16 protein-coding genes, 1 tRNA gene and 1 riboswitch are annotated in these 18493 nt (G+C 75.2%); of the genes, 7 read left to right on the forward strand and 10 right to left on the reverse strand.

Annotated elements, in window-relative coordinates; genetic code table 11:
• The first annotated feature begins 29 nt into the window (after positions 1 to 29).
• On the forward strand, positions 30 to 692 hold the full coding sequence (locus tag ACI79K_RS05520; RefSeq protein WP_456588975.1) for an SGNH/GDSL hydrolase family protein: 663 nt from the start codon (positions 30 to 32) through the stop codon (positions 690 to 692).
• 109 nt (positions 693 to 801) lie between these two features.
• Here the strand turns inward: ACI79K_RS05520 and ACI79K_RS05525 are convergent, their stop codons facing one another.
• Positions 802 to 2091, reverse strand: coding sequence for a heparin lyase I family protein (locus ACI79K_RS05525; RefSeq protein ID WP_456599162.1), 1290 nt, complete (start codon positions 2089 to 2091; stop codon positions 802 to 804).
• Between the two features lie 401 nt (positions 2092 to 2492).
• Positions 2493 to 2566: transfer RNA gene (locus ACI79K_RS05530), tRNA-Ile, on the reverse strand.
• A gap of 160 nt (positions 2567 to 2726) precedes the next feature.
• Positions 2727 to 2882: riboswitch (cyclic di-AMP (ydaO/yuaA leader) on the forward strand.
• Between the two features lie 10 nt (positions 2883 to 2892).
• On the opposite strand from ACI79K_RS05530, the gene ACI79K_RS05535 reads away from it, so the two are divergent.
• Together ACI79K_RS05535 and ACI79K_RS05540 are read left to right on the forward strand one after the other, a co-directional pair.
• Complete coding sequence (locus ACI79K_RS05535; RefSeq protein WP_456588977.1) at positions 2893 to 4119, forward strand: murein hydrolase activator EnvC family protein; 1227 nt, start codon at positions 2893 to 2895, stop codon at positions 4117 to 4119.
• 32 nt (positions 4120 to 4151) lie between these two features.
• On the forward strand, positions 4152 to 4901 hold the full coding sequence (locus ACI79K_RS05540) for a TVP38/TMEM64 family protein (protein ID WP_456599163.1): 750 nt from the start codon (positions 4152 to 4154) through the stop codon (positions 4899 to 4901).
• Here ACI79K_RS05540 and ACI79K_RS05545 read toward each other — a convergent pair.
• Positions 4835 to 5728, reverse strand: coding sequence for a maleylpyruvate isomerase N-terminal domain-containing protein (locus ACI79K_RS05545; protein ID WP_456599164.1), 894 nt, complete (start codon positions 5726 to 5728; stop codon positions 4835 to 4837). The two genes, ACI79K_RS05540 and ACI79K_RS05545, sit on opposite strands and share 67 nt — an antisense overlap.
• Before the next feature lie 783 nt (positions 5729 to 6511).
• On the opposite strand from ACI79K_RS05545, the gene ACI79K_RS05550 reads away from it, so the two are divergent.
• A complete protein-coding gene (locus ACI79K_RS05550; protein ID WP_456588980.1) occupies positions 6512 to 7012 on the forward strand; it encodes a DUF3145 domain-containing protein in 501 nt (166 codons plus the stop codon).
• Between the two features lie 184 nt (positions 7013 to 7196).
• Here the strand turns inward: ACI79K_RS05550 and ACI79K_RS05555 are convergent, their stop codons facing one another.
• The 6 genes from ACI79K_RS05555 to ACI79K_RS05580 form a co-directional block, all read right to left on the reverse strand.
• Entirely contained in the window at positions 7197 to 8609 is a 1413-nt protein-coding gene (locus ACI79K_RS05555) for an acyl-CoA carboxylase subunit beta (RefSeq protein WP_456599165.1), read from the reverse strand.
• A gap of 77 nt (positions 8610 to 8686) precedes the next feature.
• Positions 8687 to 9928: a beta-ketoacyl-[acyl-carrier-protein] synthase family protein gene (locus ACI79K_RS05560; protein WP_456588982.1), complete on the reverse strand. Its 1242-nt coding sequence runs from the start codon at positions 9926 to 9928 to the stop codon at positions 8687 to 8689.
• Positions 9929 to 10015: 87 nt separating this feature from the next.
• Complete coding sequence (locus ACI79K_RS05565) at positions 10016 to 10258, reverse strand: acyl carrier protein (RefSeq protein WP_347060094.1); 243 nt, start codon at positions 10256 to 10258, stop codon at positions 10016 to 10018.
• 133 nt (positions 10259 to 10391) lie between these two features.
• Positions 10392 to 11360 carry a beta-ketoacyl-ACP synthase III gene (locus tag ACI79K_RS05570; RefSeq protein WP_456599166.1) on the reverse strand — a complete coding sequence of 323 codons (969 nt, stop codon included), beginning with the start codon at positions 11358 to 11360 and terminating at the stop codon, positions 10392 to 10394.
• Complete coding sequence (locus tag ACI79K_RS05575) at positions 11357 to 12559, reverse strand: acyltransferase domain-containing protein (protein WP_456599167.1); 1203 nt, start codon at positions 12557 to 12559, stop codon at positions 11357 to 11359. The genes ACI79K_RS05570 and ACI79K_RS05575 overlap by 4 nt, the downstream gene beginning before the upstream one ends.
• Before the next feature lie 145 nt (positions 12560 to 12704).
• Positions 12705 to 13883 carry a PucR family transcriptional regulator gene (locus ACI79K_RS05580; RefSeq protein ID WP_456588985.1) on the reverse strand — a complete coding sequence of 393 codons (1179 nt, stop codon included), beginning with the start codon at positions 13881 to 13883 and terminating at the stop codon, positions 12705 to 12707.
• A gap of 92 nt (positions 13884 to 13975) precedes the next feature.
• Here ACI79K_RS05580 and ACI79K_RS05585 point away from each other — a divergent pair, with 92 nt between their 5' ends.
• Both ACI79K_RS05585 and ACI79K_RS05590 read left to right on the forward strand, forming a co-directional pair.
• Complete coding sequence (locus ACI79K_RS05585) at positions 13976 to 14524, forward strand: pirin family protein (protein ID WP_456599168.1); 549 nt, start codon at positions 13976 to 13978, stop codon at positions 14522 to 14524.
• 2 nt (positions 14525 to 14526) lie between these two features.
• Complete coding sequence (locus ACI79K_RS05590; RefSeq protein WP_456599169.1) at positions 14527 to 15780, forward strand: M20 metallopeptidase family protein; 1254 nt, start codon at positions 14527 to 14529, stop codon at positions 15778 to 15780.
• Here ACI79K_RS05590 and ACI79K_RS05595 read toward each other — a convergent pair.
• Positions 15777 to 16811: a LacI family DNA-binding transcriptional regulator gene (locus tag ACI79K_RS05595; protein WP_456588988.1), complete on the reverse strand. Its 1035-nt coding sequence runs from the start codon at positions 16809 to 16811 to the stop codon at positions 15777 to 15779. The genes ACI79K_RS05590 and ACI79K_RS05595 overlap by 4 nt on opposite strands.
• 216 nt (positions 16812 to 17027) lie before the next feature.
• Here ACI79K_RS05595 and ACI79K_RS05600 point away from each other — a divergent pair, with 216 nt between their 5' ends.
• On the forward strand, positions 17028 to 18425 hold the full coding sequence (locus ACI79K_RS05600) for a GH1 family beta-glucosidase (protein WP_456599170.1): 1398 nt from the start codon (positions 17028 to 17030) through the stop codon (positions 18423 to 18425).
• The last annotated feature ends 68 nt before the right edge of the window (positions 18426 to 18493 follow it).

Consider the following 18493-nt stretch of genomic DNA (forward strand, 5'->3'; position numbering starts at 1 on the left):
AGGCGTGCGGTCCGCTAGCGTCCTGAGGCATGTCGCGGCGGCGCACGATCGCGATCACCGGCGGGATCGTCGGGCTCGCCCTGGTCCTGTCGGTCCTGATCCCGGGCAGCCCGACGCGGGTCGTCGCCCGGGGCGCCGTGCACGCGGAGTGCGTCACGTGGGTGGGCGACGAGGGGAGCCGGTCGCTGGCGGTGTACGGGGACTCGATCAGCCGCGCGGACAGCGAGCCCCGGTTCGGCTTCCACGGCGGCCGCTCCTGGTACTCCCACCTCGTCTGCTCCGACGAGTTCACCGACGGCGCGAACGCGGCCGTGGCCGGGGAGACGGCGGCGGAGGTGCTGGGGCGTCTGGAGGCCGACGCGCCGCGGGTCGATGTCCTGGTCATCCAGGCCGGCACGAACGACCTCCGCCTCGGGGTGCCGACGAGGGAGACGGTGGCGAACCTGCGCCGGGCGGTCCGGCTGGGGCAGGAGGCCGCGGGCACGGTGCTGCTGGCGACGGTGCAGCCGTGGACGGACACGGACGCCACGGCCCTGAACGCCGCGGTCCGCCGGCTGGCGGACAGGACGGGCGTCGAGCTGGTGGACTTCGCCGGCGTGCTGGGTGACCGCGACCTGACCCGGGACGGGGTCCATCCGACGGAGGCGGGCGCCCGCGCCCTGGCCGACCTGGTGGCGGAGGCCGTGACCTAGACGCCGACCGCAGGGGCCGCGCGCTGCCCGCAGTCCGGAGAGCTCCGGACTGCGGGCAGCGACCCCATGACGGTCGGGCCTGCTCGCCGGACCCGGCGAGCCGAGCAGGTCAGTCCATCGCGTTCAGTGACGCGACGGACTCGCGCGTCGGGCCGAAGCCGATCGGGGAGTGCTGGAGGTAGTGCGTCCGGTAGGTCCCGGCCGCCGAGTAGATGCCCTGCTTGATGTAGACGGACTGCCCCTCGTACAGGTTGGCGACCCGCTCGGACAGGACCTTCTCGCCCTGGTGCCAGACCTCGATGAGGCCCTTCGCCGGGTCGGGGGACCAGATGAACCGGACGGTGTGGTCGTTCCAGGCGCCCTTGTCGATCGTGCCGAGGTTGAAGGTCCGGACGTACTGCGCGTCGCCGGCGGTCCTGCCGCCCGTGCCACCCCGGACGTCGACCATGAGGTTCTCGTTCACGTCCGACCAGAAGTGCACGTTGGGGTTGCCGGAGTTCACCGTCTGGTGCCACTGCGTGTAGATCAGGAACTGGCCGCGCTCGTCCCAGTCGAAGTCGGCCGGGAAGAACGTGGACCAGGCCCACCACTGCTCGTCGCCGGGCCGGACGTCGCCGGAGGCGGCGATCGAGTCGCGGACCTCGGAGCGGAGGGTGCCGTGCGTGCCGTTCCAGCCGGTGTCGCCGCGCTGCACGGTGAAGAAGGCGGTGCGCTCCGAGCCGGGGTACGGGTTGGCCGTGGTGGTGCCGTACTGGTCCGACCGGAGGGCGTGGATCTCGGGCCAGGGGCCGGGGACCAGCGTCGTGGCGTCGTAGCCCCAGACCCGCGTGGGCTGGACGGCGGGCAGCTCGGGCTCGGGGTCGGACTCGGGGTCGGTCGCGGGCGGGGGCGTCGTGGTCGTCGGCGTCGTGGTCGTCGGAGGCGTGGTGGGCTCCGTGGACGGCGCCGGCGGCTCGGTGGTGGTGGGCTCGGGCGGGGGCGTCGTGGTGACCGGGGCCGCCTCGGCCGGCTGGCCGCCGGGGTAGATGTGCACCGGCTCCGTCCGCTCACCCTGCACCTTGGCGTGGTCCCGCGGCACGACCACGAAGGCGTACCGCGGGGTGGACAGCGGCAGCCGGGGCGACGTCCAGGCGGTGGCGCCGGTGGAGCCCACGATGCGACCGGCGGCGCCGGAGGTGACGTCGATGACGAGGTAGTCGCGGGCCCCGGGCACCCCCGTCCAGTCCAGCGAAGCCCGCTGATCGACGGCCTCGCCGGTGAGATCGGCCGGGGCGAGCAGCACGGCGGCGGCCTGCGTGTGCGATGTGACGGGCCGAGGGGCTGCGAGGACGGCGTCGGCGAGTCCGGCGCCGCCGATCAGGGTCAGGGCCGCCAGGACGGCCAGGTTGCGCTTGTTCATGGCGTCGGTCCTCAGATCAGGTCGAGCGGGGTCTGGACGAGGCGGTCGGCGGCATGGACGCCGCCGCCGGCATCGGTCAGGACGGCGGTGGCGACGGCGAGCACGAGACCGGCCCTCGAGGAGAGCCGGGCAGGCGCTGCAGATGCCGCTCGGACGCCGCGTCCGGGGCTGCGGCGGTGACACCACCGGTCGAACCGACGGCGGCTGAACGTTCTGTCACGCATCAATTACGCCACGTCATGAAGGCGGCGGTGCAGAGGCGCGCCGGTCGCCTTCCGGCCGCGGCGCCGGTGTGGCGCACCGCTGACGCCGAGGTGCCCACACCCATTGGGAGCCGTGTCCTTGCTCACGCGGACAGGGAGGCGCGAGCGCCAGGCACGACACCGCGGGCCTGGGAGAGGTGGGGCGGGTGGGGCTCGAACCCACGACCCAGGGATTATGAGTCCCATGCTCTGACCAGCTGAGCTACCGCCCCGGACCCGCCAGCCTGCCAGACGGCGCCGCGGCGCCGCAGCCACGTCCTGGGGCCGGTGGGGCGAACTGACAAGGTCCGTTACCCCCCTGTGACATTCGGGCGATCCGCTTGTACCGTCTCTCGCGGCCCATCCGATCCCGCTCCCGAAACCCGGGGGCTCGGACGGGCCCCGCCGAACTCTGCGGCTTCACCGCCGCGGGGACCGGGGACCCACGTTCTCTGGGGTGAATCCCGCCTGCGCCACCACGGGCAGGCAGGTAGGGCATGTTCCGGCCCGAACCCGTCAGCTGACCTGGTAGGCGGATAGAGGAACGGAGACCGTCGCCTTGGCGACCTCGCACCACCTGCGCCACCACGTCCCGGCCGCGCCCGCGCGCCGGGCCCTCAGCCGCACCCGTCGGGCGGCCACCGCCGCCACCGCACTGCTGGCGCTCGCACTGCTCGGGACGTCGACCGCGGCGGCCGCGCCGGGCGACGCGCGCAGCGAGCACGACCGCGTCGAGGCGGAGGTCGCCGACATCGAGCAGCGCGTGCGCGACGCAGAGGAGCGCCTGCAGCAGCTCACCCTCCGGGCAGAGGAGGCCAGCGGCGCCGTGCTCGCCGCGCAGGCCGAGCTCGACCGCGCCCGCGAGCACGCCGACGCCATCGCCGCCGAGCTCGCCGCCGTCCGGGAGGCCGTGGCGAGTACCCAGGGTGAGGTAGCCGCCCTCGGCCGGGAGGCCTACATGGGCAGCGACAAGTCCATGAAGCAGCTGGAGATGGTGCTGCACGCCGACGGCCCGGGGGAGCTCCTCCAGCAGGCCGCGACGCTCGATCTCCTCGGTGAGGATCGCGCGCAGGTGCTCGAGGACCTGCGGGTGGCCGAGGCCCGCGAGGCCCGGCTCGACCAGGAGGCGAAGGCCGCCGTCGCCGAGCGGGATGCCGCAGCGCGCAAGGCCCAGGGCATGCAGGCGGAGGTCGACGCCCTCCTCGCGGCCGCGCAGACCGACTTCGATGCGCTCACCGCCGAGAAGGCGGCGCTGGACGAGCAGCTGCGCGAGGCGGAGATCCGCATGCTCAGCCTCCGCGGCACGGCCGACCCCGTCGCCGCCTGGTCCGAGCAGCAGGCCACCGAGCAGGCGGCCGTGGCGGCGGCTCCCGCGACCGCCGGGGCCGGCCGGCTCACCCAGGGGCGGGTCACCTCCTGCTACGGCAGCCGGTGGGGTACCCAGCACCTCGGCGTGGACATCGCCGCGCCGATCGGCACCCCGATCTTCACGCCGGAGCCCGGGGTCGTGCTGCAGGCCGGGCCGGCCAGCGGGTTCGGCCTCGCCGTCGCCATCCAGCACCACGACGGGGCCATCACCGTCTACGGGCACGTGAACCAGTTCTTCGTCTCGCCGGGCCAGGTCGTCAGCGGTGGGCAGCAGATCGCCGAGGTGGGCAACCGGGGCCAGTCCACCGGCCCGCACCTGCACTTCGAGGTGCACCTCGGTGGCCTGTACGCCAACCGGTCCAACCCGGTGCCGTGGCTGGCCCAGCGCGGCATCACCCTCGGCGGCAGCTGCGGCTGAGGCTGGTTGACGCCATCGGTCAGGATGAGCACGTGCGGACGACGGCGGGGGCGAGCCCGTGGCTGCGGGCGTGGCTCCTCGTCGCGCTGCTCGCGGCCGGCGTGGTCGCCGCCCTCGCCGTCGACGTGCCCACCCTGGCGCAGGTCCGCTCGTGGGCCGACGGCGGCGGCCTCCGGACGTGGCTGCTGCTGATCGCCGCGCAGGGGGTGGTCCTGCTCGCGCCCGTCCCACGGTCGGTGCTGGCGGCGCTGACCGGAGCGGTCCTGGGGTTCGGCGCGGGCTTCGCGGTCGCCTACACCGGTGCCTTCCTGGCGGCGACCGGTGCGTTCTGGCTCGCGCGGGGCCTGGGTCGCCCGGCCGTGGAGCGGCTGGCGGGGCCGCGGCTCGGCCGCGTGGACCGGTTCTCCAGCGACCGGGGCTTCGTCGCGGTGGTGCTGAGCCGGGTGGTCCCGATGGTGCCCTTCGTCCTGGTCAACTACGCGGCGGGCCTGAGCGCTGTACGGCCGCTGACCTACGGCATCGCCACCGCCGTCGGACTGGTACCCGGCACGGTGGTGCAAGTGGGCGCCGGCGCCTCGGCCGGCGCGGTCGTCGCCTGGATGCCGACCGCCACGGTCGCCCCGGTGGTCATCGTGCTGGTGCTGCTGCTGCTTGCCGGTGCGGCCGTGTCGAGGTACCGATCCCGCACCGGCGAGCAGGTGGGCGAGGACGCGGGTCAGCGCCCGCCGAAGAGCCGCCCCAGCGCGCCGCCGGCCCCGCCCACGGTGCGGGCGGCCAGCTGAAGGATCGGTCCGCCCGGGATGCCCGGCACCTGCTGGACGATCGGCGCCAGCTGCAGGAGCCCGGGCACGTCGTGGACCTTCAGTCTGCGGCGGGCCACCGCCGGTACCGGGTTCACCCGGCCGGCGGCGGCGTCGAGCAGGAGCTCGGGGGTTGCCTCCACGGCCGGGCCCTCGACGACACCCGGCGGCACCCGTCGCACCCGCCACCCGTCGTCGTCCGCGGTGAACCCCCAGCCGCCGTCGGGTGTCACCAGGCTGACGCGGCCGGCGATGCCCGACGAGGCGGCCAGTGCGCCGGTCACGTCGGTCAGCGCCGCGAGCCCTGACTGCAACACGGGGCCAGGCGGTGGTGGCGCACCGCAGGACACCAGGTCCAGCCCGTGGACGGCGAGCTCGTAGGCCTGTCCGAGGACGACGCTGAGCAGCGGCAGCCGGCCGACGACCGAGACCGCGGGTGCGGTGTCGAGCTCCACCGGCTCGTCGGCCAGGTAGCGGGCCGTCGCCTCGCGGTTGCGGCGCAGGGCGGCCAGCACCTCCGCCCGGGAGGTGTCGCGGTGGGCGGCGGTCACCCGAGCGTTGACCGCGTCCGGGTCGGGGGGCGTGCCGGCGCCGCCGGTCCGGGCCGAGGCGATGAGGTCGGGCAGGGCGGTGTGGTCGTCCCAGCAGCCCAGGTGCACGCAGATCTCGTGGGCCCGCCATCCGGGGAGCCGGGACCGGCGGTCGAGGTCCACCGATTCCGCCTGCGCGAGGAAGGCGTCCCACGCGTCCAGCACCATCCCCGCGACCGCGTCGCGGCCCGCCTCGGCCATGCCCTGGTGTCCGCCCACGCGGAGGCCCTACCCGGAGGCCGCGCGAGGCAGGCACGGCGCACCGTGGTGCCGGTCACCCGCCCGGGTGAGCGCGCCGTCACGCGGCGGCGGGCGCGGACCGATCGCCCCTCCGTGAGCGAGACACCGGCGCGCGACCGCCGAGCGGGCTGGGGCCACGCCTGCGGACGACGGTCGCGCCCGGCGGTCCCGGCCGTGCTGGTCGGCCTGCGGTCCGGCCTGTACCGAGCCGGGCGACGACGTCGAGGACCTGTGCACCGGGCCGACGTCGCCATGTACCGGGCGAAGAGCACCGGCGGCGACCGGGTGGGGGTCCTGGACTCCTGAGCCGGATCCGTCCACGCCTCGTGGCCCTGACGCTACGCACCGTGGTCGGCGGCGAGAAGGACGCGCTGGTCGCAGGCGTCTGGGGGTGGATGAGCGCCCCGGACGCCGACTACCGTGCGTAACGACGCTCTGGGGCGCGGCCGCTCGCGTTCCGAGCCCTCGTGGGCCGGTATGGTTCCGGCCCACCGGGCGGACCTGTGAATTCGCTGACGCATGTGGACGCCGCCAGTAACAGATGGTATTGCCCGCTGACCAGCGACAAAGCGGTGCACCGGCGGCCGGGCGAGCGCAACTGTCACTTTCGTCCCAGGAGTCGCAGCCGGGCTGGCGCGATGGGGGCACCATCGTGCAAACTTGTCGCGGGAGCCCTGCTCCGCCACTGCCGATAACGGCGCGTCACCGAATCGATGGGTCCGTAGGGGAAGACGAGACCGATCGAGTCGATGGAGGTGCCCGGTGCAGCGACGGTCAACCCAGGGTGTCGTCTTCGTGCACTCGTGCCCGAAGGCGCTCTGCCAGCACGTCGAGTGGGCGCTGGAACGCGTCGTCGGCGCGCCGGTCTCCCTGTCGTGGGCTGAGCAGCCCGCGGCGCACGGTGCCTACCGTGCCGAAGTGGCGTGGACCGGTTCGCCCGGTACCGGCGCCAAGCTGGTGGCTGCGCTGCGCGCGTGGCCGATGCTGCGCTTCGAGGTGACCGAGGAAGCCAGCCACGGCAACGACGGCGAGCGCATGTCCTACGTGCCCGGGCACGGGGTCTTCCGCGCGCCCACCAGCGCCAACGGCGACCTCATCGTCACCGAGCAGCAGCTGCGGCACCTCGCGGCGACGGCGTCCTCCGTCGAGGCGTTCCGGCACGGCGTCGACCAGCTGCTGGGCGCCGCGTGGGACGCCGACCTGGAGGTCTACCGGCACGCCGGCGACGGCAGCCCCGTCACCTGGCTGCACCAGGTCGTCTGAAGGTCACGATCGGGGCACGACACTCCCGGCCTGGTCGGGGAGCCGTCGTAGCCTGGAGCGGGCCGTCCGGGCGCCGTCGGGGAAGCGGCGCCGGGACGGCCTTTCCACGTGGTGAGGTACTGGAACGGCCCCGTCCAGAGGCTCGCGCCGAGCGTGCGAGGCGTGAGGTGGACGGGGTCCTTCGTCAGAGCGGGATGTTGCCGTGCGCCCCGCGACCGAGCGGTGCTCCGGCGAGCGCCTCGATGAGCCGCTGCCGCGTCCGGGCCGGCTCGACCACCTCGTCGACGACGCCGATCTGCAGCGCCCGGTTGACCCCGCCGGCGATCCGCTCGTGCTCCTCGGCCAGCTGCGCGTGCAGCGCCTCGCGCTCACCGGGCGGGGCGGCGGCCAGCTTCTTCCGGTGCAGGATGCCGACCGCCGCCTTGGCGCCCATGACGGCCACCTCGGCGTCGGGCCAGGCGAACACCTTCGTGGCACCCAGCGAGCGGGAGTTCATCGCGATGTAGGCGCCGCCGTAGGACTTGCGGGTCACCAGCGTCACGCGCGGGACCACGGCCTCGGCGAACGCGTGCAGGAGCTTGGCGCCGCGGCGCACGACGCCGTCCCACTCCTGGCCCACGCCCGGCAGGTAGCCGGGCACGTCGACCAGCACCACCAGCGGGATGCCGAAGGCGTCGCACATGCGCACGAACCGCGCCGCCTTCTCCGCCGACGCGGAGTCCAGGCAGCCGCCGAGCCGCAGCGGGTTGTTCGCGATCACGCCGACCGTCCGCCCGGCGAGCCGGCCCAGGGTGGTGACGACGTTGGGCGCGAACCGGGGGTGCAGCTCCAGGCCCGGCTCGTCGAGCACCGAGGAGACGAGCGGCTTCACGTCGTAGGCCCGGTTGGTCTGCTCGGGCAGCAGCGCCGCCAGGTCGTTCCCCGCCTCCTCGGCGGCCGGGGCGAAGCTGCCCTGCGCCGCGAGCAGGTCGACGGCCAGCCGGGCGGTCTCCAGGGCGGCGGGCTCGGAGTCGGTGACCACGTGCACCACCCCGCTGCGCCGGCCGTGCGTGTCGGGGCCGCCGAGGCTCTCCATGTCGACGTTCTCGCCGGTCACCGAGCGGACGACCTCCGGCCCGGTGACGAACACCCGGCCGGCCGGACCCATGATCACCAGGTCGGTCAGCGCCGGGCCGTACGCGGCCCCACCGGCCGCGGGGCCGAGCACCACGGAGATCTGCGGGATGCGCCCGGACGCGCGGACCATGGCCGCGAAGACCTCGCCGACGGCGTGCAGCGCGGTCACGCCCTCGGCCAGGCGGGCGCCGCCGGAGTGCCAGATCCCGATGACCGGCACGCGCTCGCGCAGGGCGGTGTCGATGGCGTCGACGATGTGCCGGCAGCCGTCGATGCCCATCGCGCCGCCCATCACCGTGGCGTCCGTGCAGAAGGCGACGGCGGGGCTGCCGGACACCGCGCCGCGGGCGGCCAGCACCCCGGAGGTGTCCCGGGTGCCGAGCAGCTGCATGGAGTCGGCGTCGAAGAACCGCCGCAGCCGGTCCTCCGGGTCACGCGGGTCGGGGGCCGTCACGGCGGGCGCGGCCTGGACTGTCGTCACGGGTTCCTCCGGATCGTGTGGCCCCGTCCGGAGGCTCGCCCCGAGCCTGCGAGGGGTGAGAGGGACGGGGTCCTTCTTCAGGCGGTGGTGAAGACCAACGCGATGTTGTGCCCGCCGAAGCCGAACGAGTCGTTGACCGCCGCGGTCAGCTGCGCCCGGCGCGGCTCCCGGCGGACGATGTCGAGGGCCTGCACGGCGGCGTCGTCGTCGGGGTCGTCGAGGTTCGCCGTCGCCGGCACGATCTGCTCGCGCAGCGCCAGGATCGTGAACACCGACTCCAGGGCGCCGGCGGCGCCCAGCAGGTGGCCGGTCTGGCTCTTGGTGGCGCTCACCAGCACGTGCTCGCCCAGCGAGGAGCGGATGGCCGCGGCCTCGGCGGTGTCGCCGACGGGGGTGGAGGTCGCGTGGGCGTTGACGTGCCCCACGTCGGCGGGGGAGAGGCCGGCGTCGCGCAGCGCGGCGGCGATCGCCCGTCCGGCGCCCTCGCCCTCCGGGTGGGGGGCCACCAGGTCGTAGCCGTCGGCGGTCGCGCCCGCGCCGGCCAGGCGGGCGTGCACGCGCGCTCCGCGGGCGGCGGCGGAGTCGGCCCGCTCGAGCACGAGCGCGGCCGCGCCCTCGCCGAGGACGAACCCGTCCCGGCCCTTGTCGAACGGGCGGGAGGCGCGCTCGGGCTCGTCGTTGCGGGTCGACATGGCGCGCATGGCGGCGAACCCGGCCATGGGCAGCGGGTGGACGCAGGCCTCCGCGCCACCGACGAGCACGATGTCGGCGCGGTCGAACCGCAGCAGGTCCAGCCCCCAGCGGATGGCCTCGGCGCCCGAGGCGCAGGCGCTCACCGGTGCGTGCACGCCGCCCCTGGCACCGACGGCCAGGCCCACAGCGGCCGCCGGCCCGTTGGGCATCAGCATCGGGATGGTGAAGGGGGAGACCCGCTTGGGCCCCTTCTGCTCGAGGACGTCGTCCTGGCCCAGCAGCGTCAGCGCCCCGCCGATGCCGGTGCCGAAGACGACCGCGATCCGCTCGGGGGCGACACCGGCGTCGCCGGCCCCGGACTCGGCCCACGCCTGCTCGGCGGCCACGACCGCCACCTGCTGGCTGCGGTCGAGCCGGCGGGCGCGGACCCGGTCGATCTGCTCGGCGGGTTCGGTGGCCAGGCGGGCGACGAGCTGGGCCGGGAACTCCTGCACCCACTCCTCGGTGATCCGGCTGACGCCCGAGCGCCCGGCGAGCAGGGCGTCCCAGGTGCTGGCCACGTCGCCGCCGAGCGGCGTGGTGGCGCCCAGGCCGGTGACGACGACGTCGGTGGTGGACGGGCTCATGGGATCTCCTCGTGCGGACGACGGCCGGGTGGGCCGGATCGGGGGGATCGGGTCCCGCCGGCGGTCGGCCGGCGGGACCCGAGGGGGTCAGCCCTGGTTCTTCTCGATGAAGCTGATCGCGTCGCCCACCGTCTTGATGTTGGCGAGCTGGTCGTCGGGGATGGCGACGCCGAACTTGTCCTCGACGGCGGTGGCGATCTCGACCATCGACAGGGAGTCGACGTCGAGGTCCTCGGTGAAGGACTTCTCCGGGGTGGCGTCCGCTGGGCTCACCCCGGCGACCTCCTCCAGGATCTCGGCCAGACCGGACTGGATCTCCTGGGTGCTCACGCGGGTCCTCTCTCTCGGGTGGGGCGGTAGAAGGACCCCGTCCTGCCCGCCACTCGCACGCGCGCGGCGGTGCCCTGGACAGGGCCGTTCGTCGTCCGGGACACGGTGTCCCGGCGAACTGGGGTGGGGCGGCTCACGGGAGCACGACCACCTGGCCGGCGAAGGTGAGGCCGGCGCCGTAACCGAGCAGGAGGGCGACGTCCCCGCTCCTGGCCTCGCCGCTCTCGAGCAGGGCCGCCAGCGCCAGCGGCACGGACGCCGAGGACGTGTTGCCGGAGCGGACGATGTCGCGGGCGATGACCGTGCGCTCGGGCAGCTTCAGCCGCTTGGCCATGAGCTCGATGATCCGCAGGTTCGCCTGGTGCGGCGCGAACACGTCGATGTCGTCGGGGCCGACGCCGGCGCGGCGCATCGCCTCGACCAGGGTGTCGGTGAGCTTCGTGGTGGCCCAGCGGTACACCGCCTGGCCGGCCATGCTCATGCCGGTCTCGTTCTCGGGGATGGCGATCGCCTCGTGCAGGTCGCCGTCGCTGCCCCACACGGCGGGGCCGATGGCCGGCACGTCGGACGCGGTCACGACCGCGGCGCCGGCCCCGTCGGCGAAGATGACCGCCGTCGCCCGGTCGTCGAGGTTGGTGTAGTCGGTCAGCCGCTCGCCGCCGATGACGAGGGCGTTGCGCGCGGTGCCGCTGCGGATGGCGTCGCCCGCGGCGCTGAGTGCGTAGCACCAGCCGGCGCAGCCGGCGTTGACGTCGAAGGCGCCGGGCCGGGGCACGCCGAGCTGGTGGGCGATCCGCGGAGCGAGGCCCGGGATCGCCTTCGGCGGGCTGGTGGTCGCGAGCAGCACCAGGTCGATGTCGCCGGCGTCGAGGCCGCTGGCGGCCAGCGCCTTGCCGCCGGCTGCGACCGACATCTCCACGAGCGTCTCGTCGGGCTCGGCCCAGCGGCGCTCCGCGATGCCGACCCGTGCCTGGATCCACTCGTCGTTGGTGTCCATCCGCTCGGCGAGCTCGGCGTTGGTCACCCGACGGCGGGGCCGGTAGCTGCCGAAGCCGAGGATGCGGGCACCGGGGGCGCCGACCGGGAGCTGGAGTCGGGTCACGAGGACACCTCCGGGTAGAGCCGGGCGATCGGGTCGCCGGCGTCGACGAGGTCACCGTCGTGCACCAGCCACTCGGCCAGCACGCCGTCGTAGCCGGCGGAGACGTTGACCTCCTCCCGGCGGCCGCGGATGCAGCCGAGCGGGGTGCCGGCGGGCAGGTGGGTGCCCTCGGCGATCTCCGCAGGGCTCACCGTCCCGCGGGCGGGCGCGACGACCATCCGCCAGTCGGGCAGGTGCTCGGCCTCCGCGCGGCCGCGCTCGGCCTCGATCAGCTCGCGGGCCCGGTCGAGGTCGGCGGGCGTGCTCACGGCGAGCACCTCGATGCCGGCGCCCTTCCACTCCCGCTTGGCCAGGCCGGCGAGGGCGCCGGCGGGCGGCAGCTCGATCACGGCGGTGACGCCCAGCTCCCGCATGGTCGCCAGGCAGGCGTCGAACCGCACCGGGCTGGTGACCTGGGTGACCAGTCGGGAGAGCACCTCGGCGCCGCTGTCGACCGCGGCGCCGTCGGCGTTGGACAGCAGCAGCCGGCTCGGGTCGGCCGGGCGCAGCCCACCGACCAGGCCCTCGAGCTCTTCGCGGGCGCTGGCCATGTACGAGGTGTGGAAGGCGCCGGCGACCGAGAGCGGCATGATCCGCGCCTTCGCCGGCGGGTCGGCCTTGAGCGCGGCGAGACCCTCCAGCGATCCGGCGGCGACGATCTGGCCGGCGCCGTTCATGTTGGCGGGGCTCAGGCCGTGCTCCTCGATGGCGGCCAGCACCTCGTCGGGGTCGCCGCCGAGGACGGCGGACATGCCCGTGGGGGTCTGTGCGCAGGCGGCGGCCATGGCACGGCCGCGGACGGCGGTGAGCGCGATCGCCGCCTCGACGCTCAGCACGCCGGCGAGCGCCGCGGCGGTGAGCTCGCCGACGCTGTGCCCGGTGATGACGACGTCGCGCCCGGTGTGCGGGGTGTGGGCCACCGGCCCCGGCAGCCCACCCAGCTCGCGGGCGACGAACAGGCTCATCGCGACCACGAGCGGCTGGGTGACCGCGGTGTCCTTGATCGCCTCCGCGTCGCCGGTCGTGCCCAGGGAGAGCAGGTCCGCGCCGGCGATCGCGCCGGCCCAGCGGAAGAACGGTTCGGCGCCGGGGAGGTCGAGCCAGTCGGTCAGCATCCCGGGCTTCTGCGCACCCTGACCCGGGGCGAGGACGGCGAGCACCCCACCACCGTGCCAGTGATCACCGGTCCCGCGCGCGGCGGCCGGGCACGAAAGCACCCTGGTGATCTTTGTCGAGTTCCTCCAAAACACGCGCGGGTTCAGGGGCTCGAGGCGCGTTCCTGTGGTGGGAACCGGACCGTCCGGGTCAGTGCCAGAGGGAGCGGTCGTGGTCCAGCGCGGCGAGCGCGAGGGCCACCTGCAGGGTCCAGCTGCCCCGGGGGTCGGTCGCCGACAGCCCGGTGAGCTCCGCGGCCCGCCGCAGCCGGTACCGCACGGTGTTGGGGTGCACGAAGATCGCCCGGGCGCTCGCCTCGAGGTTGCCCCCGCTGCTCAGCACCGCGCGCACCGTGTCCAGCACCCCGCCACCGGCCGAGCGCAGCGGCGCGGCCACGTGCTCGTGCAGGGCGGTGCGGGCCAGCGGGTCGCCGTCGAGCGCGCGCTCGGCGAGCAGGGCGTCCGCCGCGACCGGGCGCGGCGCCTCCGGCCAGGCGGCCGCTGCCCGCAGCCCGGCCAGCGCCGCGGCGGCGGAGACGGCGGCGCGTCCCAGCCCGTCCACGACCGGGCCGGTGACCACCGGACCCGCACCGAAGTCGTCCGCGACCCGCTCCGCAGCGGCCTCGAGGTCGCCGGTGCCGCCCAGGACGACCACCAGCTGGTCGGCGTGCACGCCGACCAGCACGTCGCAGCCCAGCCCGCGGGCGGCCCGGCGCACGGCCCCGTGCGGATCGTCGTGCCCGGTCGGCGTCGCCCCCACGACGACGAGCGCCGGCGTGCCGGCGGCCCAGCCCAGCGCCGCGGCCCGGCCGGAGAGCTCCTCGGAACGCTCGCCACGCACCAGCGCGTCGACCACCAGCGCCTCCAGGCGCGCGTCCCAGGCGCCCCGGTTCTCTGCGAAGGTGGCGTAGACGTGTGCGGTGGCGAAGGCGACCTCGCGGCTGAACTGCAGCACGGCGAGCCGCAGCGCCTCCTCGTCGCCGGGCTCGGCGACCGATGCGACGCGTTCCTCCGTCACCTCGACCGTGACCTTGATGAGGTCGACGGTCTGCTTCAGCGCCACGGCCCGCACCAGCTCGCGCGGTGCCGCCCCGAACACCTCGCCGGTGAGGCGGGGGGGCCGCCCGGGGTTGCGGCACCACTCGACGAGCGATGCGATGCCGGCCTGGGCGACGAGGGTGACCCACGAGCGCTGGTCGGCCGGCATGGCCCGGAACCAGGGCAGGTCCTCGTCCATCCGGGCCACGGCCTGCGTGGCCAACGACCCCGACGCCCGCTCCAGCCGCCGCAGCGTCGCGTCGCTCGGCGGGCGGTTGCTCACCCGGCTCACCGGGTCAGCGTGTCACGCCCCGCGGGATCGGGGAGAGTGCAGGTGTGGACCATGCCTCGGCCGGTGCTCGCGGGGACGGCGGGAGCGCCGCGGTGAGCGGCCTCGACTCCCGCGTGGTGCTGGCGCCCGACGACGGCTCGCTGGGCCCGCTGCTGCGGATCGCCGACGACCGGCTCGGGCCGGGCGCCGGCTACGGCCGGCACGAGCACCGGGCGGTCGACGTCGTCGCCGTCGTCCTGGACGGGGCCCTGCGCCACCGGTGGGGCCCGGGGGCCGACCTGACCGCCGGTGACGTCGCGGTGCTCCGCGCGGGGGATGGGCTGGTCCACGACGAGGTGGCCGGCGACCGGGGAGCGCGGGTGCTGCAGTGCTACCTGCGCAGCGCCGCTCCCGCGGAGCCCGCGACGCACGCGGTGCACCGGTCGCCCGGTGGGTGGCTGGACCTGGGCCGCGGGGACGCCCGGCTGTGGGTGGCCCGCCCGCAGGCGGGGGAGGAGGTCGCGCCGCCCCCGGGGCTGGTGCTCGTCGCCGACGCCTCCGGCGTGCGACGGCACGACGCCGGGCCGGTGGGCACCGGCCCGGCGTCCGCGGTCCTCGTGTGGCAACTCGACGCCGGCCGCCCCGACTGGGCAGAGTGGTGAGCATGGAATCGGCCTCCTCGCAGGATCCCGCCGCGAGCGCGCGAGCGGAGGGGGGCGAGGAGGTCCTTCCGCTGCTCGCCGCCGCGTACTCGGACGCCGACCGCACCATCGAGCTGCGGCGGCAGCTGCACCGCCACCCGGAGATCGGGCTGCACCTGCCCCGGACGCAGGCCACGGTGCTGGAGGCGTTCGCCGAACTCCCGCTGGAGGTCACCACCGGCACCACCACGAGCTCGGTCGTGGGCGTGCTGCGCGGGGCGCGGCCGGGCCCCACGTTCCTGCTCCGCGGCGACATGGACGCGCTGCCCGTGCACGAGGACAGCGCCCTGCCCTTCGCCTCCGAGGTCCCCGGCGTGATGCACGCCTGCGGGCACGACACCCACGTGGCGATGCTGGTGGGCGCCGCCCGGCTGCTCGCCGCCCGCCGGGACGAGCTGGCCGGGCAGGTGGTGTTCATGGTGCAGCCGGGGGAGGAGGGCTTCCACGGTGCGCGCTACATGCTCGAGGAGGGCCTGCTCGACGTCGTCCCCGAGGCGCCGGTGAGCGGCGCCTTCGCGCTGCACATCTCCTCGACGCTGCCCAGCGGGACGGTGAACGTCCGGCCCGGGCCGATGATGGCCGCCGCCGACCAGTGGCGGATGACGCTGCGCGGCCGGGGCGGCCACGCCTCGGAGCCGCACGCGGCCGCCGACCCGATCCCGGTGGCGGCCGAGATCGTGCTGGCCCTGCAGGCGATGGTGACCCGCCGGGTCGACGTCTTCGACCCGGCCGTCGTGACCGTCGCGCACATCGAGGCGGGGTCGACCAACAACGTCATCCCCGACACCGCCTACCTCGAGGGCACGATCCGGACGCTGTCGGCCGAGCGTCGTGCTGACGTGGTCGCCTCGGTGCGGCGGGTCGCCACCCACGTCGCCGCCGCCCACGAGATGGAGCTGCACTGGGAGCACTTCGAGGGCTACCCGGTCACCATGAACGACCCCGGCATGGCCGCCCACGTGCTGACCACGGCGGCCGAGCTGCTGGGCCGGGACGCCGCCGTGCTGATGCCGGCCCCGCTGATGGGTGCCGAGGACTTCGCCTACGTGCTGCAGCGGGTGCCCGGCGTCATGGCGTGGCTCGGCGCCCGCCCGCACGGCATCGACCCGGCCACGGCGCCGCCCAACCACTCCAACCTGGTCGTGTTCGACGAGGAGCCGCTGCCGGCCGGCGTGGCGCTCTACGCCCAGATGGCGCTGCGCGCCCTCAGCGGTTAGGCGGAGCCGCGGCGCACCAGGGAGGTGCCGCAGACGCGAGCCGCGGCCTCGGCCCCGGACCCGGCCGAGCCGATCTGGTCGAGCAGCAGGTCGACCAGCCCACTGGTCATCTCCTCCAGCGGCTGGGCCACGGTCGTCAACGGGGGGTCGCAGGCCGCCGCCACCTCGGCGTCGTCGAACCCCACCACCGCGACGTCGTCGGGCACCCGCCGGCCGGCTGCCCGCAGGACGCGCAGCGCCCCGACCGCCATCGGGTCGGAGGCGACGAAGACGGCGTCCAGGTCGGGGACGTCGGTCAGGAGCCGGGTCATGGCGCGTGAGCCCCCGGCCTCGGTGAAGTCGCCCTCGGCGACCAGCTCCGGCCGGGCGGGCACGCCGGCGGCGGCTAGCGCGGCGCGGTACCCGGCCAGCCGGTCCAGACCCGCCACCATGTCGAGCGGGCCGGTGACCGTGCCGACCCGGGTGCGGCCCAGCGACAGCAGGTGGGCGGTGGCGGTGGTGGCCCCGCCGACGTTGTCGGCGTCGACGTAGGGCACCGGCCGGCCGTCGAGCGGCCGCCCGGACATCACGAGCGGCACGGGGGAGCGGGCGAGCAGGTCGGGCAGCAGGTCGTCGCGGTGCAGCGAGATGAGGATGACGCCGTCGACGTGCCCCTGCTGGACGTAGCGGGCGACCTTCTCCTGCTCCCGCCGGCCGCGGGCGGCCAGCAGCACCAGGTTCAGGTCGGTCTCGGCCAGCCGGGCCGACAGCCCGCGGACGATGCGGGCGAAGAAGGGGTCGGCGAAGATCTGGGTGTTGGACTCCGACAGCACCAGCGCGAGGGTGTCGGTGCGCCGGGTGACCAGGCTGCGGGCCATCCGGTTGGGGACGTACCGCAGCGCCTCGACGGCGGCGTGCACCGCGTCCCGGGCCTGCGGGCTGACGCGCGGCGAGTCGTTGATGACCCGCGACACCGTTGCCCGGGAGACCCCGGCGAGCGCGGCCACCTGCTCCAGCGTGGGCGTCGGAGGTCGCGCACCGGCGGTGGTCATGGCACCTCCTCCGCGGTCACGGGCGGCGACCGGTACCGGGCCGCCGGGAGGTCACGGTAGTGCGCGCCGGTCGTCCGCACGAGGTCTGCGAGGGGCTCCGCCCGTCCGAGCGAGACGACCGGGCGCTCGGTGTGAGAGCGTTCTCACCGCGTCACCGGCGCACGCCCGCCGGCCGGCGCCCCGGTCCCACCGACCCGCCCAAGGAGCAGTGTGCCCATGTCCTCGACCGACAGCCGTCCGGAGCTCGCCGAAGGGCTCACCTTCCCGCCCGGGTTCTTCTTCGGCGCCGCCACCGCGGCCTACCAGATCGAGGGCGCCGTCGACGTCGACGGCCGGGGCCCCTCCATCTGGGACACCTTCAGCCACACCCCGGGCCGGACCTTCCGGGGCGACACCGGGGACGTCGCCGTCGAGCACTACACCCGGTATCCCGAGGACATCGCGCTGATGAAGGAGCTGGGCCTGTCGGCCTACCGGTTCTCCGTGGCGTGGCCGCGAGTGCTGCCCGAGGGCGCCGGCCGCGTGGAGCAGCGGGGCCTGGACTTCTACCGCCGCCTGGTCGACGAGCTGCTGGAGCAGGGCGTGGACCCCTGGCTGACGCTCTACCACTGGGACCTGCCGCAGGCGCTGCAGGACCGCGGCGGCTGGACCGACCGGGAGACCGCAGCCCGCTTCGCCGACTACGCCGGCATCGTCCACGACGCGCTCGGGGACCGGGTGCGGCACTGGTCGACGCTCAACGAGCCGATGGTGAGCGCCCTGCTCGGCCACCAGTCGGGGGCGCACGCGCCGGGCATCCGCGACGCCGTCTCCGCCTCCCGCGCGGTGCACCACCTGCTGCTCGGCCACGGGCTGGCCAGCCGGGTGCTGCGCGACAAGGGCGTCGACCACCTGGGCATCACGCTGAACTTCACGCCGATGTCCCCGGCCAGCGACCGGCCGGAGGACGTCGACGCCGCCCGTCGGCTCGACGGGCAGCAGAACCGGATGTTCCTCGTGCCGATCGTCTCCGGTGCCTACCCCGAGGACGTCGTCGCCGACCTGGCCGCTGCCGGCGCCCCGCTGCCGGTGGAGGACGGCGACCTCGAGGTCATCTCCGCGCCGCTGGACTGGCTGGGCGTCAACTACTACTTCGAGCAGACGGTGCGGGCCGGCGCGCGACCCGAGGACATGCCGCCGACCTCGTTCATCGGGGGAGAGGACGTCGTCGAGCTGGACCCGGAAGGGGTCACGACGACGATGGGCTGGGGGGTCAGCCCGGAGGCGTTCACCCGGCTCCTGCTGTGGCTCGAGGAGCAGGCGCCCGGGCTCCCCCTGGTCATCACGGAGAACGGCTCGGCCTGGGACGACGAGGTCTCCGCCGACGGGGCCGTGCACGACCCCGAGCGCACCGACTTCCTGCTCCGGCACCTGGCGGCGCTCCAGGCGGCCATGGACGACGGCGTCGACGTCCGCGGCTACTTCGCCTGGTCGCTGCTGGACAACTTCGAGTGGGCCCGCGGCTACGCCCAGCGGTTCGGCCTCGTGCACGTCGACTACGAGACCCAGCGGCGCACGATCAAGGACAGCGGTCGCGCCTACGCGGAGATCATCCGCCGCCACCGCGCACGCTGAACGGACGGCGGGGCACTCACCGTGCCCCGCCGTCGGCCCCCTCGCAGGGTCCCGCCGCGAGCGTGCGA

This window comes from Blastococcus sp. SYSU DS0616 (assembly GCF_054051015.1).

Excerpts from the sequence above, each read along its gene's own strand:
- ACI79K_RS05600 (WP_456599170.1), top strand. The coding sequence starts at position 17,028 with ATGTCCTCGACCGACAGCCGTCCGGAGCTCGCCGAAGGGCTCACCTTC.
- ACI79K_RS05590 (WP_456599169.1), top strand. The coding sequence starts at position 14,527 with ATGGAATCGGCCTCCTCGCAGGATCCCGCCGCGAGCGCGCGAGCGGAG.
- ACI79K_RS05560 (WP_456588982.1), bottom strand. The coding sequence starts at position 9,928 with ATGAGCCCGTCCACCACCGACGTCGTCGTCACCGGCCTGGGCGCCACC.
- ACI79K_RS05520 (WP_456588975.1), top strand. The coding sequence starts at position 30 with ATGTCGCGGCGGCGCACGATCGCGATCACCGGCGGGATCGTCGGGCTC.
- ACI79K_RS05525 (WP_456599162.1), bottom strand. The coding sequence starts at position 2,091 with ATGAACAAGCGCAACCTGGCCGTCCTGGCGGCCCTGACCCTGATCGGC.
- ACI79K_RS05595 (WP_456588988.1), bottom strand. The coding sequence starts at position 16,811 with ATGACCACCGCCGGTGCGCGACCTCCGACGCCCACGCTGGAGCAGGTG.